Source organism: Enterococcus sp. ZJ1622, assembly GCF_011038845.1.
Classification (GTDB): domain Bacteria; phylum Bacillota; class Bacilli; order Lactobacillales; family Enterococcaceae; genus Enterococcus_B.
The window spans coordinates 181,925-202,013 of record NZ_JAAKDW010000002.1 but is presented as its reverse complement, the minus strand read 5'-3'; the positions used below and the strand labels follow the sequence as shown (position 1 = coordinate 202,013).

The following is a 20,089-nucleotide window of genomic DNA, read 5'->3' as shown; positions in this document are numbered from 1 at the left end:
TGTCCGCAGTTTCAAACTACAAGATTAAGATTGCAATAGTTCTTTGACAATCGCATTGACTTGGTTTCCGTCTGCTTTTCCTTTGACCTTAGGCATGATCGCACCCATGACTTTGCCAAATTCTTTCACAGAAGATGCACCAGTTTGCGTGATTGCTTCTTGAACGAGTTGTCGGATTTCTTCGTCAGATAATTGCTCTGGCAGATACTTTTCGACTATCGCAATTTCGCTTTTTACTTTTTCAGCCAAATCGTCACGTCCAGCTTCCTCAAACTCATGCAAAGAATCACGGCGTTGTTTCATTTCGCGAGACAACACAGTCAGTTCTTCGTCTTCCGTCAAGTCGTGACCTTCTTTGATCTGCTCGTTTTGTATAGATGACTTGATCATACGAATGACTTGTAAAGATTCCTTATCTTTGGCTTTCATCGCTGTTTTCATGTCATCGTTCAATCTACTTAGTAGTGACACACTACCAACTCCAATTCATCGAAGAACTAGAATTTTTTGCGTTTTCTAGCTGCTTCTGATTTTTTCTTGCGTCTTACACTTGGTTTTTCGTAGAATTCACGTTTACGAGATTCTTGTAAAGTACCCGCTTTTGACACGGAACGTTTGAAGCGACGAAGAGCATCGTCAAGTGATTCGTTTTTGCGAACGACTGTTTTTGACATGTTAATTCCCTCCCTCCGAGCTTAAAAAGTAACCGTAATTGTTATTGAAATAATATCTCAAAAAACAAGACTGTCCTGTAAATATTATATCTAATGCTGTTTTGACCGTCAAGGGAATCTTTCGTTTTTTTAAAATTATCAAATGTTATTTTATTTAAATCCCATTATTGACAGTTTTCACAACGTCCGAATATCTCAAAACGATGCCCCTCGATCGTACAGCCACCCAACTGTTCTTCAAAATAATTCATTGGGCACATGTGGATTTCTTTCGTTGTTCCGCAAACAGTACAGATAAAATGATGATGATGGCCAATCTCGCCCTGACAGCAATGAAAACGGAATTTCATCTCTCCATGCAGGTCCGTTTCTTCCAATAGATCGATTTGGGCAAAATCATGGAGATTCCGATAAATCGTATCATAACTTACCCCTTTGAATTCCTGGTTCATATAATCAAACACTTCTTTTGCGGAGACATACCGATTCCGTTTGGCTAGATAGGTCAGTAACGCTTCTCTTTTCTTCGTATACTTAAATCCGTTATTTTTCAATGTTTCTAATGATTGTTCGATCAATGTCTGCTTTTTCACTACGATCCCTCCAAATCAGAATGATTACGAAGTATGCATTCCAGAGTATGGTATAATAAACATAAAAAAAAAGCAAGTGAGGTTTTATCTATGACTTCTGATTCTACAGAAATCGTCACTTTTTTCGTCATTTCTGATTCTGCTGGAGAAACAGCGACAAAGTTAGCACAAGCAACGATGGCCCAATACCCTACCGTTGAATTCAATTTGTTTCGTCGAACCTTCGTCACTGATGAAGAAACATTGATGCAAGCATTGAAAGACGCTTTAGAAGAAAAGGCACTCGTTCTTCATACTCTGATCAATAGCGAGCTGATCGATTTGACTCGAGATTTCTGCGAAGCAAACAATCTGTTCAGTTTTGACGTGATGACGCCCCCTATCACAGAGATCGAGCGACTGACTGGCGTGAAACCAATCCGTCAGCCCGGTGCGCTTCATTTACTGAATGAAAATTATTTCAAACGGATCAAAGCGATGGAATTTGCAGTAAAGTATGATGATGGGAAAGACCCAAGAGGCTTTTTAGAAGCAGATGTCGTCCTCTTAGGCGTTTCACGGACGTCAAAAACACCCTTGAGTCTATTCCTTGCAAACAAAAACTTGAAAGTCGCTAATCTGCCATTGATCCCCCAAGCACATATCCCGAAACAATTGTGGGAAATCGATCCAAAAAAAATCGTGGGGCTGACGAATAATCCAGATATTCTAAATAGCATTCGGAAGGAACGCATGCGCTCCTATGGTCTAAATCCAGACACCGCCTATTCTGATATCGAAAAAATCCGCGCTGAGCTGGATTTTGCCAATGATTTATATGAAAAACTTGGTTGTGTCGTGATCAATGTCGCTTCGTTATCCATCGAAGAGACAGCGTCCCTGATCCTAAACGCTTTGGGTCTTGAAGACCATAGCTATTATGGGACAGAAACATCAGAAAAAGAATAACTGTCCTCGATCCAAAAAACAAGTCGGGACTGTGACAAAAGTCTTGTCACAGTCCCTTTTTTCCGAATAAACGGTATTCTCCTGCTAACTCCTCGGGCACAAGTTACGATATTCATCAAGCATGAGAAACTGTTTTTTGAAATTGTTCCTTGTGCCTCAGAGTTAAACGGTAGGTTCACAACCTCTCTATAAACGGTGTTCCACCTGCTGCTTCTCGGCAATAAGTTCACTGAACAAGAAAATATGAGGAGCTATTTTCTGTTCAGTGTCCTTATTCCTTAAAGCAAAACGCAGTTGTCACAACCTCTCCACTAAACGGTGTTCAAAAGCTTGCATCTGCGGTAATAAGCCCAACCAAACGAAAAATATGAACAGCTATTTTTGTTTGTCTGTTCTTATTACTTGATGCAGGGCAGCTTTTTTACAACCTCTGATTCACGGTGTTCAAAAGCTTGCATCTGCGGTAATAAGCCCAACCAGACGAAAAATATGAACAGCTATTTTTGTTTGTCTGTTCTTATTACTTGATGCAGGGAAGCTATTTTTCAAAATCGCTTCTTATTGCTCAAGGCTGAACGTCTCTTTCACAACCTCGTTTTTTCAGCTATATGATCTGCATGTTCATTGGTGCTCCACGTGTTTCAGCGTCTGGACAAGAATATCAAGTACATGGTAATCGTCCAAACTATATAAGATTGCTTTTCCTTCACGATGGGATTTGACTACACGATTTTCTCTAAGCAATCGCAACTGATGTGAGACTGCGGATTGTTCCATCTCCACTGCTTGACTGATCGCTGTGACATTTTGTTCGCCGTCTTTTAAATACAGTAAAATTTTCAGACGTGTCGGGTCGCTCAACATTTTGAATAACTGGCTGACTTTCTCTACTTCGGTTCTTTGAGTATCCGGCAATCGATTCACCTCCAACTAAAAAAGACTGACTTCTAAAGTTTACCACTTTTTCCGTCAGTCTCAAGCTTTTTATTCTTCTGTCATCGCTTTGATCGCTGCTTCATAGGCTTCGACTTTTGCTGCAGCGTCTTCAGAGGAATGCCCTTTTACTCCGATATAGAACTTGATTTTCGGCTCAGTTCCTGAAGGTCGGATCGCGATCCAGCCGTCTTCTTCCAAGACGTATTTCAAGACATCAGATGGCGGTGTCGTTAATTTCTCGACATTTCCTTCAAGATCGATTTTCGTCAATTCTTTGAAGTCTTCGGTTTGGAGGACTTTTGCGCCAGCAAATTCAGCCGGTGCGTCTTTTCGGAATTTCTCCATCAAAGCAGCGATTTTCGCTGATCCTTCCTGGCCACTCATCGTAACAGAGATCGTCTTTTCAGCATAATAACCATATTTTTCAAAGATCGACTGCAAACCGTCATAAAGGGTTTTCCCTTGCTTTTTGTAAAAAGCGGCTACTTCTGCTAAAAGAAGCAACGCTTGGATCGCATCTTTGTCCCGAACGAATGGTTTGACTAAATAACCATAGCTTTCTTCAAAGCCGAACATAAATGTATGCGAATGGTCTTCTTCAAATTGCTGGATTTTTTCAGCGATGAATTTAAATCCTGTCAGCACATTCATCATCGTTGCCCCATAGCTTTCTGCAATCGCTGCAGGCAGTTCACTGGATACGATTGATTTTAAGACTGCTGCATTTTCTGGCAGTGTGCCTCTTGACTGATGTGCTTCTAGGATGTATTGGACGAACAATGCACCGATCTGATTTCCAGTCAATACCTCGTACGAACCATCTGGTAAACGAACCGCTGCGCCTAACCGGTCTGCATCGGGATCTGTTGCGATCAGCAGATCTGCTCCTTCTTGTTCGCCTAAACGCATCGCGTATTCAAATGCAGAATGTTCTTCAGGATTTGGTGATTTGACTGTGGTGAAATCCGGATCTGGGATTGCCTGTTCAGGTACCAAAACGAATTGTTCAAAGCCGGCTTGCTTCAACGCTCTTTCACCCAGCATTTTTCCAGTTCCATGAAGTGGTGTATAAACCAATTTCAAGTCTTTGCCCATCGTTTGGACCAATTCCCGATCGATGGTTACTGCCTTGATTTCTTCTAGATAAGCAGCATCCACTTCTTCACCGATGATCGTGATCAGGCCGCTATGTTCAACTTCTTCATCAGATAATACTTCGACTTTCAGCGGATTGCTGACTTCACGTACGTATCTTGTCAATGCATCTGCATCTGCTGGCGGCATTTGCCCGCCATCTTCACCATAGACTTTATAGCCGTTATACGCTGCCGGATTATGAGAAGCAGTGACCATGATTCCCGCAAACGTATTCAAATGACGGACAGCAAAAGAAAGCTCTGGCGTTGGTCGCAGACTTTCAAACACAAATGATGGGATATCATGATGTGCTAAGGTTTTTGCTGCTTCCATCGCAAATTCTGGTGACTGGTGGCGTGAGTCATAAGCGATCGCTACTCCGCGTCGTTTTGTTTCTTCTCCTTGTGTGTCCATAAAGCGAGCAAGTCCTTCTGTCGCTTGTCTTACAGTATAGATGTTCATGCGATTGATACCAGGTCCTAAAATACCTCGCATCCCGGCAGTACCGAATTCCAAAGGTGCATAAAAAGCATCTTCTAATTTTTCAGGATCTTGACCAAGATCGGTTAATTGTTTTTTTAATTTTTCTTCTAGGTTCTCTTCATTTGCCCATTGTTCATAAACTTGTTCCCAAGACATGAAAATAACACCTCTTTCTAAATTATGGTTCTTCCTAAGTATAGCATTCACCTATTAGATATGAAAGTATGAGGACCAAAAATCCGGGAAAATCAAGAAAAACCGGACGTTAAAAATGATTGTAAAAGAAAAAAACTCACAAGCAGCTTACTTTCAGCACAGAAAAAAAGAGTAAAAGAACAAGTCATCCTGCCCTTTTACTCTTCTTATTTATTTATTACGATTTCGTTGTTTCTTCCAGTGATTCCAAGTATTTGTATACTTGTTGTCCAGCGATCCCGCCATCTCCGACTGCTGTGGTGATTTGACGTAAATCTTTTTCACGAACATCCCCGATCGCAAATACACCAAGCATGTTTGTTTTCATCTCATGATCTGTTGGAATCCAGCCAGCTTCATTCGTCAAGCCTGCTTCTCTAAATGGTGCAGTCAATGGGTCAAGACCAACATAGATGAAGACACCGTCTGCTGCTAGATCGAATTCATTCCCTGTTTTCACGTTACGTGCTTTAACACCGGTTACGACCATGTCGTTTCCTATGATTTCATCTACCACAGTATCCCAGACGAAAGAAATCTTTTCGTTGGCAAATGCACGGTCCTGGATGATTTTTTGTGCGCGTAATTCGTCTCTGCGATGAACGATCACGACTTCTGAAGCAAATTGCGTCAAATAGATCGCTTCTTCTACTGCTGAGTCGCCGCCGCCGATCACGACTAAGCGTTTGTTTCGGAAAAAGGCACCATCACAGACGGCACAATAAGAAACGCCACGACCGGCAAATTCTTCTTCGCCCGGAACACCTAGTTTACGGTGGATACAGCCTGTTGCGATGATGACGGTCTTTCCTTCATAGCTTTTATCCTCACAGATGACTTCTTTGTGACTGCCATGATCCTTGATGTCTTGTACGATTCCGTACGCATTTTCTGTCCCGAATCTTGTTACGCCTTCATACATTTTGTAAGCCAGATCTGGTCCCATGATCGAATCGAACCCTGGGTAGTTTTCGATTTCTGCTGTATTGTTCATTTGTCCGCCAGGCGCTCCTTGTTCGATCATCAATACAGATAAGTTTGAACGTGAAGCATATAACGCAGCAGTCATCCCTGCAGGACCGGCGCCAATCACGATTACATCATACATATGTACATTCCTCCGTTTAAAATCAAGTAAGCTTACTTTACAGCCAATAAGAAAAAAAGTCTATTGTTCTGCTCGCAGCTTTCGAATAGATTTATTATACTCGAATAAACTGCGTAAAAACAATAGACTTTTTTAAGAAACCTTTATTCGTTCACTAAATCTTCACCATTTGAAGCAATCACTTTTTTATACCAGTCGAAGGATTTTTTCTTCATACGTGCTAATGTACCGTTTCCTTCATTGTCCCGATCGACATAGATGAATCCGTAACGCTTCTTCATTTCGCCTGTGCCGGCTGATACTAGATCGATACAGCCCCAAGTAGTGTATCCAATCAGATCGACACCGTCCAACTCTACTGCCTCTTTCATTGCTTGGATATGTGCAGCGAGATAGTCGATTCGATAATCATCTTCGACATAGCCGTTTTCATCAGGTATGTCGACGGCTCCCAATCCGTTCTCCACAATGAATAACGGTTTTTGATACCGGTCATAAATATCATTCATCGTGATACGCAACCCCAGAGGATCGATTTGCCAGCCCCATTCGCTCGCTTCTAGATAAGGGTTTTTGACAGAAGCGAAAATATTGCCAGAAGTCTGCTCCAACAAATCGGTATCTGTCGTTGAAACGCGAGAAGAATAATAAGAAAAAGAAATAAAATCAACCGTATGTTCTTTCAGCAATTCCGTATCGCCTGGCTCCATAGCGATCTTGATGCCTTTTCGTTCCATTTCTTTCAATGCATACGCAGGGTATTCACCACGTGACTGGACATCGATGAAGAAATAGTTTTCCCGATCTGATTTTCTAGAAGCCCAGACATCTTCGGGATTACAAGTGTATGGATAATACGCTCCTGCTGCTAGCATACAACCGACCTTATTCTCTGGATCGACTTCATGAGCGATTTTCGTTGCGATCGCACTTGCGATCAATTCATGATGTGCTGCTTGATATTTGATCTGCTCTTCATCATCGCCTTCTTCAAAATAAAGACCTGCGCCCATAAAAGGTGCATGCAAGATCATGTTGATCTCATTGAATGTCAGCCAGTATCTGACTAATCCTTTATAACGATTGAAGATAACTCGGCAAAGGTTCTCGTAAAATCCGACTAGGTCGCGTGAACGCCACGCGCCATATTCTTTGATCAGATGCATTGGGCAATCGAAATGAGTGATGGTAACTAGCGGCTCGATGCCGTATTTTTGACATTCCTTGAACACGTCTTCGTAGAAAGCCAATCCTTCTTCATTCGGTTCGGTTTCATCCCCTTTTGGAAAAATACGACTCCAAGCAATCGACATGCGATACGTTTTGAAGCCCATTTCTGCAAACAGTGCAATATCTTCTTTATAACGATGATACATATCGATCGCGATTTTTGCCGGATAGAAATGCTCGTCATCAAATTCAAACATCTTCTTTTTCCCGGTAATGACAGGATAACGATCCTCGCCGATCGGTACGACGTCCACGTTTGCCAGACCTCTTCCTCCTAAGTCATAGCCGCCTTCACATTGATTGGCAGCTGTTGCGCCACCCCATAAAAAATCTTTTCTGAATCCCATCAAACTTCCTCCATTACCTGTTTATTCTTTGATAATTCTCTTGCCAGTTCATCTTGGATCTCGATTCCTTCTTCTGTCAGTCGTTCGATCGTTTCTTTGAATTGAGGCAAGTATTCCTGATGCGCAAGGAATAGTTCGTCCATCATTCGTTTTGCTGTTTTTCCTGAACGAATAAGTGGATTGATCGTAAATGCCTGTAATGCAGTCCCATAATCCCCAGTCACTGCTGCTTCGATCGTCAGCAGTTCCATATTTTTCATCACTTGCAGCCAGCCTCTTTCTGCGGTAGGCAGGGAACCGAAAGCGACATTCCTTGCTCCTTGAGCGCCTACATAAGCAGTCACTTCTACGACACAATCTGCTGGAAGGTCGGGTAGTGCTCCATCATTTTTCGTAGAAACGACGATCTGTGTTTCTTTGTTTCCGTAAATCGAAGCGATCGTTTCGCACGCTGCATCCGAATAGTAAGCACCTCCGCGTTTTTGAAGCTGTTCCGGTTTATGATCCAGATTCGGGTCCTTATACAGCTCGAACAGTTCAGCTTCCGTCTGCTTGACTTGCTGTGCTCTTGTGCCGATCGTCCGATATTCCTCCAAGGCGTGTGTCAGCATCTCTTCTTCTCGGTAGTAATAACGGTGATAGCCGCAAGGGATCATTTGCATCTGTTTCAGTTGTTCCTTGAAAAATGGAATGTCAAAAATATTTTTCGGCAAGCCATTGTCTTCATCGTACAATCGATCGATCAATTCGTTCGTACGGTCATTTCCTTTATCATCTGCTACTTTATGCCAATGAAAATGATTCAAGCCGGCAAATTTATAAATCAATTCTTCTTTTTTCTTTTCTAACATCCCCGGTTCGGTCATCATGGCCATGACAGGTACATTACATAAACCAATGACTCGCTCCCATTTCCCGTAGCGAATCACAGCTTCGGTGACCATTCCACTTGGATTGGCGAAATTGATCAGCCAAGCATCTGGACACAACCGTTTCATATCTTCTACGATAGACAAGATCACCGGGATCGTTCGGAAAGCTTTGAAAATACCGCCCGCACCATTTGTTTCTTGTCCGATCATTCCATAATAAGCCGGGATCCTTTCATCCTTGACTCTGGCATCCAATTGCCCGACACGAAATTGTGTCGTCACAAAATCCGCCTCTTTCAACGCTTCTTCCCGATCCAATGTCGCATGAATCTTCACATCGTAAGGTGACGCATCCCACATCCGCTGTGACATTTTACTGACGATCTCGAGTTTTTCTTTTCCTTCTTCTACATCTACCAGCCATATTTCCCTAATAGGCAGTTCGTTATATCTTTTGATGAATCCTTCCATCAATTCAGGCGTGTAGCTGCTCCCGCCACCGATCGTTGCGATTTTGATTCCTTTTGCCATAAGCTCACTCCTTTTCTTTTTTACATATCCATTATCATTTTTGTAAACAAAACAGACAATAGGAAACCGTTTCTTTCCAGTAGCGTTTACAAAAAGAAGCATTTTGAGCTGTATTTTTGTAAATACTTTGTCAAAAAAATGTTTTTTTTAAGTTATAGCAGATAAATGCGTTTACAAATCGTTTTCAAAAAAGTTATAATTTACGTAAAAAAAACAGAAGAAGGTATCCATATGTTATTACGCGAAAAAATCAAAGAAATCTCCTTTTCCCCTTCAGAAAATGAAGTGGTCCAGTTTTTATTGACCGATTCTCCTGCGCTTAGCGAAATGACCATCCAAGAGATCGCCGACAAATGCTATGTCCACCCATCGACACTCATCCGTATAGCAAAAAAAGTGGGCTTTGACGGCTGGGTCAGTTTCCGCAATGCTTTTTTAGCTGAGATGGCTTATCTCGAAGGGAATTTTCAAGACGTAGATGCGAATCTTCCTTTTTCCACCACAGACGGCATCATGACGATCGCAAACAAAATGGCTTCTTTGGAACAAATGACTATCCAAGATACGCTTTCACTCATCCATCATGACCAATTGCAAAAAGCCAAGTACTTACTGCTTCAGGCAAAAAAAATCGTGATCTTCGCTAGTAATTCGAATACCTTGATCTCTCAAGATTTCATGCTGAAAATGAAGCGCATCAAAATGGACGTCACGATCGTCACCACTTTTGGCGAATCGTTCTATGAAGCTTACAATTGCACGAGCGATATGTGTGCGATCCTGATTTCTTATACGGGTGAAAACAAAGTGATCCTTCGTACCGCAGAAATATTGCAACAAAACGATGTCCCGATTTTAGCTTTGACTAGCATCGGGGATTCCACGCTATCTTCAATGAGTACAGCCGCTTTGCATCTTACGACACGTGAGCGACTGTATTCAAAAATCGGAAACTTCACGATCAATACTTCGATCTGTTATCTGTTAGATGTGTTATACAGTTGCGTCTTCGCTGAGAATTATCAGCAGAACCTTGCACATCTGATTTCTGTAGGTCAAAAATTCGATAAACGCCCCATCAGTTCGGCCATCATGAAAGAACCTTTCGATTTCGATAATAAAGAAGTGGATTAAACGACTGGTTACGCCATTCAATTCTCCTGATGCGATCAACGGCTCAGGTCAGTGCAGTAATGAGTTCATCATCTGGCCCGACCGTCTTCCCCTGATTTTCCAGAATATCTAAGTAATCCGCATCATTGGTAACAATCACAGGTGTTTCTAAACTGTACCCTTCCTTTTCGATCTTCTTTTTGTCGAATCGGATCAGCAGATCACCTTGTTTCACTTCGTCTCCTTGCTGTACCAGACTTTCAAAATATTTCCCTTCCAGCTGCACAGTGTCTAACCCGACATGGATCAGCAATTCCAAACCTGTTTCAGAAACGAGCCCGATAGCGTGTTTCGTTGGGAAAAGGGTCATGACTGTGCCATCAAAAGGGGCGCGTACTTCCCCTTTTTCCGGGTAGATCAAGATTCCTCGCCCTAATGTTCCTTGGGCGAAAGCTGCATCTTTTGCAGTATTTAGCGGAGCAATCTGTCCTTGTATCGGTGTTTTTACAATTTCTTTTCCTGCTCGTTCCGATACATCATCTGTTTCATCTGCTTCATCCTTCCAAAAGAAAAAGGTCAGTGAAAACCCGATCACTGAAGCAATCGCGATGCCGATAAATGCTTGGAACATTCCGCTAGCATCTGAGTCCGTGATGTAATTGACTACGCCAAAAATCCCTAATCCACCCATCGTATAGCTGGTTGTGCCAGACGCCATCAAATAGATTCCTGAAATGGCACCGCCAATCATTGAGTAAATAAATGGCGTCTTCTTCGGTAAGGTGATCCCATAAATGGCCGGTTCTGTTACACCAAAGATGCCTGAGATCACAGCTGGCATGCAAAGTGCCTTCATTTTTTTATCCTTGAATTTGAAGTACATCGCCAATACTACTGCTGTCTGTGCAAAACTTGCGCCATAAACACCTACTAGCATCTGACTCCATCCGTTTTGCGCTAACTGCATGATCGAAAGAGGGATAATGCTCCAATGAAGTCCGAAAATCACCAGTACTTGCCAAAGGAACCCTAAAACTGCCCCATACATCGCAGGAGAAAAATCCATCAGCGCTTGGAAACCTGTACTTAGTAAATCTGTCAGTATACTAACGATCGGACCGATGATCAAAAAGCCAGCAGGAAGTGCAATCAATAATACAGAAAAAGGAACCAGAAAGGTCTGGACGACCGCAGGGATCCATTTCTTGGCCATTTTTTGGACTTGTCCGGCAAACGCGATAATGAAGATAACAGGCACGACGCTACTGGTGTAACTGCCGCCTACCCATGGGATACCCAAAAACGTTTCATAAGCGGGAAGACCTAGCAAGCTGTAAGGGGCAGGACTGCCATCAGGCAAACCGCTTTGCAGCGCCGTCTTCTGTACAGCGGGATAACAAAGTGCTGCACCGATCACGATCCCCACCATCGGATTCAGATGAAATTTTTTCGCTGCTGTGTATCCCAAGATCACTGGCATGAAATAAAAGATCGCATCTCCTATCCCATTCAGCATGATATACGTGCCTGATCCTTCCGTGTAAAATTTAAGAAACAAGAACAAAGCATTCAGCCCTTTGACCATTCCCGCCGCAGCTAGAGCACCTAAAAAAGGCTGGAAACAACCACTCAAGATATCGATCAGCCGATTGAACAGATTGCTGCTTGAAGGCTCCTCTTCTTCTGCTTCGTCAGAAATCCCTGCTGCTGTCAGTACTTCTGCATAGACATCCGGCACATGATTTCCGATGACTACTTGATATTGCCCGCCGCTTTTCATAATCGTGACGACTCCATCCATCTTTTTCAGAAGGTCATCTTCTGCTTTGTTTTCCTCTTTCAATTTGAAACGAAGACGCGTCACACAGTGTGTCAAACTACGAATATTTTCTTTTCCTCCGATATTCTTTACGATTGTTTCTGCTAATTCCTGATATTTCCCCATTTCTATTCCCTCCAATTGATTAGTGGAAGGTTTAGCCAACTGAATGTCACTACCCTCTTCGTACTTTCTTGCTAATTTTCTCCTCCTTTTTTATTTATTTACAACGATTCTCATGCACTAAACGCGCAGTATGGATCGTTAAATACATTTTTTCGTCCTTTGACATCTGATAATCGAATGCTCCGGCTAAAAAGTCTGCTATTTTCTCCACGCAGCCAAAAGTATCCCCATATTTTTTCTGGATGATCTGGAACAATTCCTCAGAAACTTCTTCTTCTGGTTTCGTTCCGTCTAGCACACGTGTCAAGAAGAAACGCAGATGTGTGACGAATCGAAAAAAATGGATCGAGTCTTCATCGAATGTGATCCTGTAGTAATAGCGGACGATATTTAGAATATCCTGTATCGTTGTGGTAAACAGGTAGGTGTTATCTTGCTGGCTTTGGATGCTTTGTGCATTGACAAGATGCAATGCGATGAATCCGGCTTCATCTTCTGATAACATAATGTTGTATGTATCTGAAATTTTATCTACTGTCTTTTTTCCGATAGCATATTCTTTAGGAAACAACTGTTTGATGTCATAGAGCAATACATTTGGTACAAAGACCCCCATTTTATGGCGTTCGATCGCCGTATATAAGTGGTCTGTCAATGAAATATACACGGACTCATTCAAATGGACTTGCAGAGCCTCTTTTGTATGTTCAATGATTTCACAAGATATTTCTAAGTACTCAAGGGGGATCGCTTGTGCCAGTTCCTGAAACTGACGTGAAAGTCCGTCATCTGCCAACTGGAATTTTTTGTCGATGCATGAATCGAGAATCGGATCACCCACTTTCTTTTTGAATGCCAGTCCTTTCCCCATCACGATCATTTCACGATCTCTCTCATCCCTAGTTATTACGACGTTATTATTCAGTACTTTCTCAATCAGCATATTTTTCTCCTTTCCGTGATACATAGAACTGTATCCAAAACAAAAAGAAAAACCCAAAAAGCCATCCATGTCATACATGGGAGACTCATCAGGTTTAGCTTGCATCAGGCAATCACTATCCAAGTTGTATCTTTTTCTTTATACTATCGAAAGCAATCAGTTTTGTCAACGCTTTCTTAGAGGGAACGTTAGACGATTCTGTTAGGTTGCATATACTGATAAGGGCAGGAAACAGGAAAAAATGAAAAGCTGTTTTTACAATCTCTTCTCACACACTACTGCTTTGCAATTTATACATATCTGCATAGAGCCCTTCTTGCGCTAAAAGCGTCTCATGGGTTCCTCGTTCGACGATATGCCCTTTATCTAAAACTAAAATAAGATTGGCATCACGGATCGTAGACAAACGATGCGCAATAGCGATCGTTGTGCGTCCCTGCCGCATTTTTTCCAGTCCTTCCTGGATCAGACCTTCTGTTTCCGTATCGATGTTCGCAGTTGCTTCATCTAACACTAGGATTTTAGGATCTGTCACAATCGTTCGTGCAAATGTAATCAACTGACGCTGACCACTGGAATAGCTTGACCCTCGTTCGATCACCTTGGAATGATATCCTTTTGGAAGTTCATCGATAAACGTATTGGCTTGGACGAATTCTGCAGCCTGCCGGATTTGTTCATCTGTGATTTCTGGATTCATCATTCGGATATTTCCAGCGATATCTCCATAGAACAAAAAGGCATCTTGTAAAACAAGCCCCATTTTTTTGCGCAGCTCTTCCATCGGATATTCACGGATATCATGATCATCGATGAGGATCTGTCCTTCATAAAATTCATAAAAGCGCATCAGTACATTGATGATCGAACTTTTTCCGCTTCCTGTATGTCCGACTAAGGCAACCGTTTCACCTGGATTTGCAACAAACGAGATGTTGTTCAACACATTGTTTTTCCCGTCATAAGAAAAACTGACATTCCGGAATTCGATTTTCCCTAAACCGATCTCACAGTGAGCATCCGGATTTTGCTGTGGTGCATATTCTTCGGTATCCATGATTTTCAGGATACGGCTTCCTGCGACCATACCGTCAGTGAACGTACTCAAAAAATCCATCATTTGCGACATCGGATTGAAAAAACCTTGGACATAGGTCGTAAATGCGTAGATCAATCCTACTTCCACTGGGGAATGTAAGGCATCCAGTCCGAATAACGTCAATGTCATCGCGATTGCTAATGCATACAAAAAGTTGATGACCGGGCTGAGCAAGATCGAATTGGTTTTGATCATGGCATAGCGTGTGGCTAGATATTCCTCATTGACTGATTCAAATTCTTTTGCCAGACGCGCTTCTTGGCGAAATTGCTGGATGATCCGCATGCCTGAGATCGATTCATTCAGTTTCGTATTCAGCTGGCTCAATTTTTCCCGCATATTTCGGTAGATACGCGAACTGAATTTTTGATAATACCAGATCACTACACCTAAGACAGGCAGAAAGATCAGACTCCACAAAGCGATTTTCCCATTGATCTGGAACATGGCGATGAAAGAAGAGACCACCGCAAAGATCCCAGTCAGAACCATCAGGAATACATACCAGAATTCAAACAGTGTTTCCGTGTCATTCGTCACTCTAGAAACAGTCGATCCTGCTGGCGTCTGATCAAAATACCGCATGCCTAATGTATGCAGCTTTTCGAATAGTTTCACGCGGATATGCTGATAGGTTTTCAGTGAAGCCATCGAATACAAGTACCATTGGAAAAACCAGATGATACTTTTGACGATCACGCCGAATAAATACATACCTGCAAAAAATAAAATCACTTGTGTTGATGCAGATTGTCTGGCTAAATGATTATCCATAAAAGTCTGGATGATCCGCGGCAACAGGATATTGACGACAGATAATGCCAATGCAAACAAAATGGCAATGACAAAGGTCCGTTTAAATGGCGCAGCAAAGCCCATCAAACGTTTGATGATCTGTTTTTGTTCTTTTAGAGGGATGGACTTCGACCATTCCGACTGATACTTTTCTTCCATCACGCTTCCCCTCCTTCGATTTTTGCTTCTAGCTGTTGTTTTTCCCACATTCGCTCATACCAGCCGCCTAATGCTAGAAGTTCTTCATGTGTACCTCGTTCGATGATTTTCCCCTGATCGATCACGATGATCTCATCCGCATGCATCACACTACTCAAACGATGGGCGGCGATGATCGTGGTTTTTTCTTTGCGTATCTCTTTCAGATTATGCAAGATAGCTTCCTCTGTTTTTGCATCGACAGCAGACAAAGCATCATCCAAGATCAGCAGTTCCGGCGTCTGGATCAATGCCCGAGCAATCGAGATCCGCTGTTTTTGCCCACCAGATAAGGAAACACCTCGTTCACCGACCATTGTATCGTACTTTTCCGGTAACGCTTTGATCTCGTCGTTGATCGAAGCTAATGCAGCTGCTTGTTCTACTTGTTCCGATGACAGAAGAGGATCTGAAAATCGTATATTGTCCCGAATCGTCATAGAAAACAAAAAGTGATCTTGCGGGACATACCCAATCGATTTCAGTAAAGCGTCTAGAGAATATTCTTTGATCGAACGTCCGTCGATTTGGATCTTTCCCTCATAATCATCGTATTCCCGCATCAGTAATTTGAGGATCGTGGTTTTTCCAGCACCAGTTTTCCCCACGATGCCCAGTGTATCTCCTTTTTGGATCGTAAATTTGATTTGTTCTAGAGCGGGGGTTTCTTCTTTAGGATACTTGAACTTCACGATATCGAGGTTCACTTCGCCTTTTGCAAGGGTCTGGATCGCTCCTAAACGTTCCACGATATGCGTTTTTTCGTGTAAAAGCTCATTGACACGGTCATAAGAAGCATTTCCTCGTTCTAGCACGTTGAACAAACGGCCGATGGCAAACATCGGCCAGACAAGCATCCCGATATAACTGATGAAGGACACCATCTGTCCTATCGTGATCGTTCCTTCCAGTACGTATTTCCCGCCTAAAACGATCGTGGCAACATAAGACAGTCCGATAATCAATGTGATGAACGGATCGAATAACGCATCTAAGAAATTCACCCGTTTGTTTTTCAAAATCGCCTCGTCAATTTTTGCTTCAAAATCAGCTAAATCTTCTTTTTCCTGTCCAAAGGTTTTGATCACTTTGATCCCAGTGATACTTTCTTGTGTCTTGTCGTTGATACTTGAGAAAGCTTCCTGCGACTCCCGAAAAGCATCATGGAGCTTGGAACCTAACACTCGTGAAGTCACTGCCAGCAGTGGCAATGGGATCAGCGCAATCAACGTCAATCGCCAATCGATAAAAATAATCATGGCGATGATGGTGGTTCCGCCTGTGATCAAAGAATCTGCAAAGGTCAAAATCCCTGCACCTGCGACATTCTGGATGGCGTTCAAATCATTTGTCGCATGAGCCATCAAATCTCCCGTGCGATATTTTTGATAAAAAAGTGTGTCCATTTCCGTGAAATGCTTGAATAAGCGTTGGCGCAGTTCCTTTTCAAGCCGTGCGGCACTGCCCCAGATATTGGTTCGCCAGATATAGCGAAACAGATATTGTAAACATGCAGCCAGCACTAGCACAGCGATCCAGAATCCGATGATCCGCAACGAGATATTCTTGTCCGCGATCTCATCGATGATGATGCCAATCACTTTTGGCGGGATCAGCTGTACGAGTGCTACGGCCAGCAAGGAATACACACCGATCAAATAATGTTTCTTCTCCTGTTTGAAAAACCAGCCTAGTTTTCGAAAAATCGACATGTTCTGCCTCCTTTGTTTTTGTTAAGAGCGTTCATTCATAGGTGGATGTCTATTTGCTGAATAATCTGAATAATCAAAACAATGCGACAATAAAAAAACGAGCTGAAAAAATCAGCCCGTTCAATATCTTTGGGTCAGAACCTATTTTTTCCCTTGGTTCTTCATTTGTTGCATCATCTGACGAATTTTCTTCTCAGATGGTTTTTGTCCCATTGACATCATCATTGATCGCAACATTTCCTCATTAACGGGAGGATTTTTTTCTAAATAGTCTTTCATATATTTACGCGCAAAGAAAAAGCCAGCTACTGCGCCGATTAATAAAGCAATAACAGCGATAAGTACGACAATACCTGTTGATACCATATAAATCTCTCCTTTCTATTTCCGAATTGCTCTCAATGATTTATTCTACTAAAGTTTCTAAAAAAAAGAAAGGCGTTTTCCTTAGTTTAGAGAAAAAATCCTTGTTTTTTCGACTTTCGTTTTTCCTCAGCCCTCGCTAAGAAGCCACACCGCAAAAAAAGTTTAGGCTAACCGAACTTTTTCCTTTTCATTTTTTTATGACGGGTGTAGAATGTACACGTGGATAAAAGAGGAAAGGTGGTATTTTTTTGGAGAATCAATCACATAAACCTAAATTAATCGAACATACAAACGGTTTGTCCTTAGCCGAAGTCAACGGCACGGTCAAAGTCCCGAAAGGCAAAAGTTTTTTCAAGACCCTTCTTGCCTACTCAGGACCTGGCGCATTAGTCGCTGTTGGTTATATGGATCCAGGGAACTGGTCCACTTCGATTACAGGAGGACAAAACTTTCAATATTTGCTGATGTCTGTTATCTTGATGTCTAGTTTGATTGCTATGCTTTTGCAGTATATGGCAGCTAAACTGGGGATCGTCAGTCAGATGGACTTGGCACAAGCGATCCGAGCACGGACGAGCAAGACGCTAGGCGTCATTTTATGGATCCTGACAGAATTGGCGATCATGGCAACGGATATCGCAGAAGTCATTGGTGCGGCGATCGCATTGTATCTGTTATTTGGTATCCCACTGGTTATCGCAGTATTCATCACCGTACTGGATGTCTTCATTTTACTGTTACTTACAAAAGTCGGCTTTCGTAAAATCGAAGCGATCGTCGTTTGCCTGATTTTTGTCATCTTGTTTGTGTTCGTTTATCAGGTTGCTTTGTCGAATCCAGACTGGCGCAGTTTGTTCGCAGGCTTCATCCCTAATAGCCATACATTTGCAGAATCCCCAGTGATTGGCGGAGAAACACCGCTGACTGGCGCTTTAGGGATCATCGGTGCTACAGTGATGCCACATAATCTGTATCTGCATTCAGCGGTTTCTCAAACACGTGAGATCGACCGCAAAGACCCAGAAGATGTTGCTCGTGCTGTTCGTTTTACTACTTGGGATTCCAATATCCAACTGACGATGGCTTTTCTGGTCAATGCACTGCTCTTGATCATGGGAGTTGCTGTCTTCAAAACTGGTGCCGTAAAAGACCCATCATTCTTCGGATTATATGAAGCACTATCTGATCCTTCTGCTATGAGCAATGGTATCTTGATCGCCGTAGCAAAATCCGGGATCTTGTCGACATTGTTTGCTGTCGCTTTGCTTGCTTCCGGTCAAAACTCAACGATCACCGGGACATTGACAGGCCAAGTGATCATGGAAGGCTTCATCCATATGCGTATGCCAATCTGGCTGCGTCGGCTGGTGACACGTCTGCTTTCAGTGATCCCTGTACTGATTTGTGTGTTGCTTACTAGCACGAAAGGGACGATCGAAGAACATACAGCTTTGAATAATCTGATGAACGAATCGCAGGTGTTCCTCGCTTTTGCTTTGCCATTTTCAATGATCCCATTATTGATGATGACAAATAGCCGAGCAGAAATGGGTGCACGCTTCAAGAATTCTTTCATTGTTAAGCTACTCGGCTGGTTCTCCGTGATCAGTCTGACGTACTTGAATTTACGCGGGTTGCCTGGACAGATCGAGAGCTTCTTCGGCGATCAAGCGACAGCTTCCCAGATTGCTCTTGCTGATCATATCGCTTATGTGATCATCATCTTGGTCCTTCTTTTACTTGCCTGGACTGTTGCAGATTTATATAAAGGAAACAAAAAATATGAACAGTTACTGCAGGACACGGCGGAATAGCCGAAAAAACAGTTGCCATAGCAGGCAACTGTTTTTTATTATCCGATCAAATCGTTACTTCTTCGATCAATTCAGGAAATACATTCGGATCGAAAGCTTGTGCCTTGAACATCGCGATTTCTTTTCCATAAGGAGCGTACGCGGTCTTCTTATCTTTTCCGACATAAGGTGTCTCCAAGATTTTTGACACGCCTTCGAACATCGGATCATGGACGATACTATTCAATGTGTCAAATCCGATTGTCCCGAACCCGATATTGGCATGCCGGTCTTTATGTGAGCCTTGCGGATTTTTCGAATCATTGATATGCAATACTTTCAAACGATCCAGTCCGATCACTCGATCAAACTCTTCCAGTACGCCTGAAAAGTCATGACGTATGTCGTAGCCCGCATCATTTGTGTGACAAGTATCGAAGGTAACAGATAATTTTTCGTTCAATTTGACACCTTCAATGATTTGTGCCAGTTCTTCAAAAGTACGCCCGATCTCTGTTCCTTTCCCAGCCATTGTCTCCAATGCGATTTGTGCGGTCTGTTCTTTCGTCAGCACTTCATTGAGTCCTTCAATGATCCTTGCGATCCCAGCTTCTGCGCCTGCTCCTACGTGCGCGCCTGGATGCAACGTGATCTGTGTTGCGCCAAGAGCTTCAGCCCGAACGATCTCTTCTCTCAAAAACTGGACGGCAAAAGGAAACATCTCCGGTTTGACCGTATTTCCCAAATTGATGATATAAGGAGCATGGACGACTAGGTTTGACAAACCGTTTGCCTCCATGAATTCTTTTCCTGCTTCGATGTTCATCTCTTCTATTGCTTTACGTCTCGTGTTTTGCGGTGCGCCTGTATAGATCATAAACGTCGATGCGCCGTAACTCGCTGCTTCTTCTGCTGCGCCTAGAAGCATTTTTTTCCCGCTCATGCTAACATGTGAGCCTAATAACATTCTTCGTGTTCCTCCTCTGTATGAAACAGGATAGTGGTATTTCCGATATGCTCTGCCATAATTGCTGACAGATATCTGATTTTGCCACAGTCCCAATCTATACT

Annotated in this window: 17 protein-coding genes; 3 read left to right on the top strand and 14 right to left on the bottom strand. The window is 42.6% G+C overall.

Going from position 1 to position 20,089, the window contains the following annotated elements; genetic code table 11:
- Positions 1-24: 24 nt before the first annotated feature.
- The 3 genes from G7Y42_RS02765 to G7Y42_RS02755 all read right to left on the bottom strand — a co-directional run bounded on the left by G7Y42_RS02765 (position 25) and on the right by G7Y42_RS02755 (position 1,267).
- A complete protein-coding gene (locus G7Y42_RS02765) occupies positions 25-471 on the bottom strand; it encodes a GatB/YqeY domain-containing protein (RefSeq protein ID WP_165003536.1) in 447 nt (148 codons plus the stop codon).
- Positions 472-497: 26 nt separating this feature from the next.
- A complete protein-coding gene (rpsU, locus tag G7Y42_RS02760) occupies positions 498-674 on the bottom strand; it encodes a 30S ribosomal protein S21 (RefSeq protein WP_002287321.1) in 177 nt (58 codons plus the stop codon).
- A gap of 164 nt (positions 675-838) precedes the next feature.
- Complete coding sequence (locus tag G7Y42_RS02755; RefSeq protein ID WP_165003538.1) at positions 839-1,267, bottom strand: Fur family transcriptional regulator; 429 nt, start codon at positions 1,265-1,267, stop codon at positions 839-841.
- Positions 1,268-1,357: 90 nt separating this feature from the next.
- Here G7Y42_RS02755 and G7Y42_RS02750 point away from each other — a divergent pair, with 90 nt between their 5' ends.
- Positions 1,358-2,215 carry a pyruvate, water dikinase regulatory protein gene (locus tag G7Y42_RS02750; protein ID WP_165003540.1) on the top strand — a complete coding sequence of 286 codons (858 nt, stop codon included), beginning with the start codon at positions 1,358-1,360 and terminating at the stop codon, positions 2,213-2,215.
- Between the two features lie 621 nt (positions 2,216-2,836).
- Here G7Y42_RS02750 and G7Y42_RS02745 read toward each other — a convergent pair.
- The 5 genes from G7Y42_RS02745 to G7Y42_RS02725 all read right to left on the bottom strand — a co-directional run bounded on the left by G7Y42_RS02745 (position 2,837) and on the right by G7Y42_RS02725 (position 9,054).
- The gene (locus G7Y42_RS02745; protein ID WP_165003542.1) at positions 2,837-3,130 is read right to left on the bottom strand and encodes a metalloregulator ArsR/SmtB family transcription factor; all 294 of its coding nucleotides are present in this window, start codon (positions 3,128-3,130) and stop codon (positions 2,837-2,839) included.
- 69 nt (positions 3,131-3,199) lie between these two features.
- The gene (locus G7Y42_RS02740) at positions 3,200-4,927 is read right to left on the bottom strand and encodes a phospho-sugar mutase (protein ID WP_165003544.1); all 1,728 of its coding nucleotides are present in this window, start codon (positions 4,925-4,927) and stop codon (positions 3,200-3,202) included.
- A gap of 217 nt (positions 4,928-5,144) precedes the next feature.
- The gene (gene trxB / locus G7Y42_RS02735) at positions 5,145-6,074 is read right to left on the bottom strand and encodes a thioredoxin-disulfide reductase (RefSeq protein WP_165003546.1); all 930 of its coding nucleotides are present in this window, start codon (positions 6,072-6,074) and stop codon (positions 5,145-5,147) included.
- Positions 6,075-6,217: 143 nt separating this feature from the next.
- Positions 6,218-7,651 (bottom strand): 6-phospho-beta-glucosidase, encoded by a 1,434-nt coding sequence (locus tag G7Y42_RS02730; RefSeq protein ID WP_165003548.1) that lies wholly within the window; start codon positions 7,649-7,651, stop codon positions 6,218-6,220.
- A complete protein-coding gene (locus G7Y42_RS02725) occupies positions 7,651-9,054 on the bottom strand; it encodes a 6-phospho-beta-glucosidase (protein WP_165003551.1) in 1,404 nt (467 codons plus the stop codon). Before G7Y42_RS02725 ends, G7Y42_RS02730 begins: the two co-directional genes overlap by 1 nt.
- A 231-nt stretch (positions 9,055-9,285) precedes the next feature.
- Here G7Y42_RS02725 and G7Y42_RS02720 point away from each other — a divergent pair, with 231 nt between their 5' ends.
- On the top strand, positions 9,286-10,188 hold the full coding sequence (locus G7Y42_RS02720; protein ID WP_165003553.1) for a MurR/RpiR family transcriptional regulator: 903 nt from the start codon (positions 9,286-9,288) through the stop codon (positions 10,186-10,188).
- Between the two features lie 43 nt (positions 10,189-10,231).
- Here the strand turns inward: G7Y42_RS02720 and G7Y42_RS02715 are convergent, their stop codons facing one another.
- From G7Y42_RS02715 to G7Y42_RS02695, 5 genes are all read right to left on the bottom strand, one after another.
- Positions 10,232-12,112, bottom strand: a complete 1,881-nt coding sequence (locus G7Y42_RS02715) for a beta-glucoside-specific PTS transporter subunit IIABC (protein ID WP_165003555.1) — start codon at positions 12,110-12,112, stop codon at positions 10,232-10,234.
- 94 nt (positions 12,113-12,206) lie between these two features.
- Entirely contained in the window at positions 12,207-13,055 is an 849-nt protein-coding gene (locus tag G7Y42_RS02710) for a PRD domain-containing protein (protein ID WP_165003557.1), read from the bottom strand.
- Positions 13,056-13,323: 268 nt separating this feature from the next.
- Positions 13,324-15,108: an ABC transporter ATP-binding protein gene (locus G7Y42_RS02705; protein ID WP_165003559.1), complete on the bottom strand. Its 1,785-nt coding sequence runs from the start codon at positions 15,106-15,108 to the stop codon at positions 13,324-13,326.
- The gene (locus G7Y42_RS02700) at positions 15,108-16,859 is read right to left on the bottom strand and encodes an ABC transporter transmembrane domain-containing protein (RefSeq protein WP_165003561.1); all 1,752 of its coding nucleotides are present in this window, start codon (positions 16,857-16,859) and stop codon (positions 15,108-15,110) included. The genes G7Y42_RS02705 and G7Y42_RS02700 overlap by 1 nt, the downstream gene beginning before the upstream one ends.
- A 141-nt stretch (positions 16,860-17,000) precedes the next feature.
- On the bottom strand, positions 17,001-17,225 hold the full coding sequence (locus G7Y42_RS02695; RefSeq protein WP_165003563.1) for a YneF family protein: 225 nt from the start codon (positions 17,223-17,225) through the stop codon (positions 17,001-17,003).
- A 248-nt stretch (positions 17,226-17,473) separates the two neighbouring features.
- Between G7Y42_RS02695 and G7Y42_RS02690 the strand changes: the two genes are divergently transcribed.
- Positions 17,474-19,039: an Nramp family divalent metal transporter gene (locus G7Y42_RS02690; RefSeq protein WP_165003565.1), complete on the top strand. Its 1,566-nt coding sequence runs from the start codon at positions 17,474-17,476 to the stop codon at positions 19,037-19,039.
- Positions 19,040-19,085: 46 nt separating this feature from the next.
- Here G7Y42_RS02690 and G7Y42_RS02685 read toward each other — a convergent pair whose 3' ends face one another.
- A complete protein-coding gene (locus tag G7Y42_RS02685; protein ID WP_165003567.1) occupies positions 19,086-19,985 on the bottom strand; it encodes a deoxyribonuclease IV in 900 nt (299 codons plus the stop codon).
- Positions 19,986-20,089: the final 104 nt, after the last annotated feature.

Bases quoted from the DNA above. Each gene is read 5' to 3' on its own strand.
- G7Y42_RS02695 (WP_165003563.1), bottom strand. From the start codon at position 17,225: ATGGTATCAACAGGTATTGTCGTACTTATCGCTGTTATTGCTTTATTA.
- G7Y42_RS02685 (WP_165003567.1), bottom strand. From the start codon at position 19,985: ATGTTATTAGGCTCACATGTTAGCATGAGCGGGAAAAAAATGCTTCTA.
- G7Y42_RS02725 (WP_165003551.1), bottom strand. From the start codon at position 9,054: ATGGCAAAAGGAATCAAAATCGCAACGATCGGTGGCGGGAGCAGCTAC.
- rpsU (WP_002287321.1), bottom strand. From the start codon at position 674: ATGTCAAAAACAGTCGTTCGCAAAAACGAATCACTTGACGATGCTCTT.
- G7Y42_RS02730 (WP_165003548.1), bottom strand. From the start codon at position 7,651: ATGGGATTCAGAAAAGATTTTTTATGGGGTGGCGCAACAGCTGCCAAT.
- G7Y42_RS02710 (WP_165003557.1), bottom strand. From the start codon at position 13,055: ATGCTGATTGAGAAAGTACTGAATAATAACGTCGTAATAACTAGGGAT.
- G7Y42_RS02700 (WP_165003561.1), bottom strand. From the start codon at position 16,859: ATGTCGATTTTTCGAAAACTAGGCTGGTTTTTCAAACAGGAGAAGAAA.
- G7Y42_RS02720 (WP_165003553.1), top strand. From the start codon at position 9,286: ATGTTATTACGCGAAAAAATCAAAGAAATCTCCTTTTCCCCTTCAGAA.
- G7Y42_RS02750 (WP_165003540.1), top strand. From the start codon at position 1,358: ATGACTTCTGATTCTACAGAAATCGTCACTTTTTTCGTCATTTCTGAT.
- G7Y42_RS02740 (WP_165003544.1), bottom strand. From the start codon at position 4,927: ATGTCTTGGGAACAAGTTTATGAACAATGGGCAAATGAAGAGAACCTA.
- G7Y42_RS02715 (WP_165003555.1), bottom strand. From the start codon at position 12,112: ATGGGGAAATATCAGGAATTAGCAGAAACAATCGTAAAGAATATCGGA.
- trxB (WP_165003546.1), bottom strand. From the start codon at position 6,074: ATGTATGATGTAATCGTGATTGGCGCCGGTCCTGCAGGGATGACTGCT.
- G7Y42_RS02705 (WP_165003559.1), bottom strand. From the start codon at position 15,108: ATGGAAGAAAAGTATCAGTCGGAATGGTCGAAGTCCATCCCTCTAAAA.